Below are 3,323 nucleotides of genomic sequence, written 5' to 3'. Positions count from 1 at the left end.
GGGTGGCAGGCCCGGCACAATCAACCAATTCAATAMAAAATTGGTATCAACAAACTTGGCACACTATTGAGTTCTCAAACAACAGACACACCCGGCACCACCCAAACCCAACGGTCCAGGATCGCTCCGGAGCAACTTTTCAAACTTACTCGGTGTCGACGTCCAAAGCAAATCCGGCTTCCCGGACCTACATCAGCAGACGAACCAGCCCCACCAGAATTCTTTAGCGATTGAACCGCCGAAAGAACTTGGTCTTGAATTATTTTTGGGGGATTGGCCGCCTCCGGTCCTCCAGCGTTTCCGCTGTTCTCCCTCGTGGCGACTTAGAAAACAATACACCCAGTCGACGGTAACCGCAAACCCGCTTCGCGGCTGCGCCGCGGTGCCCTTCGGCCGCCCCCGGAACCTCGCCGAACCGGCGCCGCACGGCCGTCGGACGGGCTCCGCACTGGCGCGGCACCGGCGCCGTTGTCGCCCGGGCTGCAACCCGGCGTCGTCAGTGGGAGCTGTATGCTCCGTCACCTTAGGCCGCTGCTGCGGATACCATCAGGGGGTGAGGGCACAACGCCGGCGCCAGATAGCAGTCCCGCTCAGTCGGCGTGTGTCCGGCCCGGCTGTGAACGGGCTTTCGCAGCACGACGTCACCGCCCGCATCGAGAGTGGGCTCGACAACCGGGTGCCGGACAAGACCAGCCGGAGCCTGTGGCAGATCTTCCGCGCCAACGTCCTCACCCTCTTCAACGCGATTGTCGGCTCAAGCTTCCTCGTGCTGCTGCTCCTCGGCCGCTGGCAGGACGCATTGTTCGGCCTGGCTGCCGCGGGCAACGCGGTGATCGGCGTGGTCCAGGAATTCCGGGCCAAAAGGTCCCTGGACCGTCTTGCGGTTTTGGATGCCCCGCGTGCACGGGTGCTGCGCGACGGCCAGATCCGGGAGATCGCCACGGCCGATGTCGTCCGCGATGATGTCCTGGTACTGCGTGCCGGGGACCAGGTGACGGCGGACGCAGCAGTGCTCGAAGCCGCCGGACTCGAGGCGGACGAATCCCTCCTCACCGGCGAATCGGACCCCGTGGCCAAAGACACCGGGTCGGACGTGCTTTCCGGATCCATCATTGTGGCCGGGCACGGCAAAGCCCGGGTGGTGCGGGTGGGTGCGGAGTCGTTCGCCAGCCGGCTCACCGCTGATGCGCGCCGGTTCTCCCTGGTGAACTCGGAGATCCGCAACAGCCTCAACCGTGTGCTTCGCTGGATAGCCTGGGCGATCCTGCCTGTCGCGATCCTTGTGGTCAACGGCGAGCTGCAGGCGCGGGGCGGTTGGCAGGATGCCGTCGCCACAGGCACCTGGACGACAGCCTTGGTAGGCGTCATCGCCAGCGTAATCGCAATGGTTCCGTTGGGCCTCGTGCTGCTGACCAGCGTGGCGTTCGCCGTCGGAGGGCTCAGGCTCGCCAGCCACAAGGTCTTGATTCAGGAACTCGCTGCGGTCGAAGGCCTCGCAAGGGTGGACGTCCTCTGCATGGACAAGACCGGCACCCTAACGGAGGGCGGCCTGAGATTCGAGGCGGTTCACCAGCTGACGCCAACGCCGGATCCAGGCTGGCAACAGGCCCTCGGTTGGTTTGCCGCTGAGCCCGAGGCAAACGCCACGGCGCGGAGCCTCGGCGCCGCTTTCGAGGACGACGGCGGATTCCAGTCGATCTCCTACGTTCCGTTCTCCTCCTCCCGGAAGTGGAGCGGGGTGACCTTCGGTGGAGGCAACGGGGCGACGCCCACCTGGATTCTCGGGGCGCCGGAAATGATCCTGGCTCCGGGAAACAGCATCACCGTAGATCCGGCGCCGGGGGCAGCTGCCGGGTCCTCCGACGAACCGGCCCGGACAGCGGAGCCAGGCCATGCAGACGTGCTGCAGCAAGCCGGCAAGCTTGCCAGCACCGGCTTGCGGACGCTGCTGCTGGCCGGAGCGGACACGCCTCCGGGGGCGAGCAAGACGCCGACGCTGCCCGACGGTCTCAGGCCGGTCGCACTCCTGACGTTTCGGGAGCAGACCCGGTCCGATGCCCGGGACACCCTGGAATTCTTCCGCGCCGAGGGCGTGGAGTTGAAAATCATCTCCGGCGACGATCCGCGGACCGTCGCCGCCATCGCGCGTCGGGTTGGCCTCGACGTGGCCCAAGGCTACGACGCACGTTCGCTGCCCGAAGATCCCCTGCTTCTCGAGGAGGTGATGGGGGGCAACAACGTCTTCGGCCGCGTCAGCCCTGATCAAAAGAAGGACATGGTCGCTGCCCTGCAACGGCTTGGACACACCGTGGCAATGACCGGGGACGGGGTCAACGACGCCCTCGCCCTGAAAACGGCAGACCTTGGCATCGCCATGGATTCTGCGGCGCCGGCTACCAAGGCGGTAGCGCGGCTGGTCCTCCTCGACGGCCGCTTTGACCGGCTTCCGGAAGTGCTGGCAGAGGGTCGGCGCGTCATCGCCAACATCGAGCGGGTCTCAAGCCTCTTCCTCAGTAAGACGGCGTATTCCATTGCCATCGCCGTCAGTTTCGGACTGCTGCAGTGGCAGTTCCCGTTTCTCCCCCGCCAGCTCTCCTTCACGGACGGCCTCACAATTGGCATCCCCGCTTTCTTCCTGGCACTGATGCCGAACACCCGTCGCTATAAGCCGGGTTTCCTGCGCCGCTCACTCTGGTTCTCGCTGCCGGCCGGACTCATCGTCGCGGCCACCTTGCTTGTGCTCAATGCCATCGCGCCATCGGCGGCAGCGCCGGGGCCGGAAGCGGTGCGCTCCGCTTCCGTTCTCACCCTCACAGTGGTGGGGCTCTGGATCCTGGCGGTGGTATCCCGGCCGCTCAACGCCGGCCGGGTCGGTGTACTGGCGGCGATGTGCGCCGCCCTCGTCATTCTGCTCAACATCCCCTTGGCACAAGATTTCTTCATTCTCTCCTGGCCACCAGGCGGGCTTTTGCTCGCAGCTCTGGCAACCGGGGCCGGCGGCGGCCTCGCAATCGAGCTCCTTGCGTGGCTCCACGGCCGCAAGTTTCCCCGCTGACCATGCTGGCGGCGCCGGCTGGGTTACGAAAAAGGCCCTCTTCCGTCTGGCTCCCAGCTCGCCCAGAGATCCGGACTTGCCTTCGTCAGCTGGCCGGATCTGCGGGAGGGGCGCTATGCGTGTTTGGGGTGTTAAAAGGCTCAGGCCCCGACACTGTGTGTCGGGGCCTGGCTGTAATGGTTGTCCGGCGGTGACCTACTCTCCCACACCCTCCCGGGTGCAGTACCATCGGCGCTGTGGGTCTTAGCTTCCGGGTTCGGGATGGGAC

At 65.4% G+C, this 3,323-nt stretch carries 1 protein-coding gene and 1 rRNA gene; one reads left to right on the top strand and one right to left on the bottom strand.

The genetic code is table 11. From position 1 onward, the window contains the following. Positions 1-616: 616 nt before the first annotated feature. Complete coding sequence (locus tag AC1DB8_RS16545) at positions 617-3,055, top strand: HAD-IC family P-type ATPase (protein ID WP_476893647.1); 2,439 nt, start codon at positions 617-619, stop codon at positions 3,053-3,055. 182 nt (positions 3,056-3,237) lie between these two features. On the opposite strand, the gene rrf is transcribed toward AC1DB8_RS16545, so the two are convergent. Further along, positions 3,238-3,323 (bottom strand): 5S ribosomal RNA (gene rrf / locus AC1DB8_RS16540); the annotation flags it as partial.

This window comes from Arthrobacter sp. 10N410, from assembly GCF_056394945.1.
The sequence above is the reverse complement of the archived record's forward strand: the minus strand, read 5'-3'. Positions and strand labels throughout refer to the sequence as shown.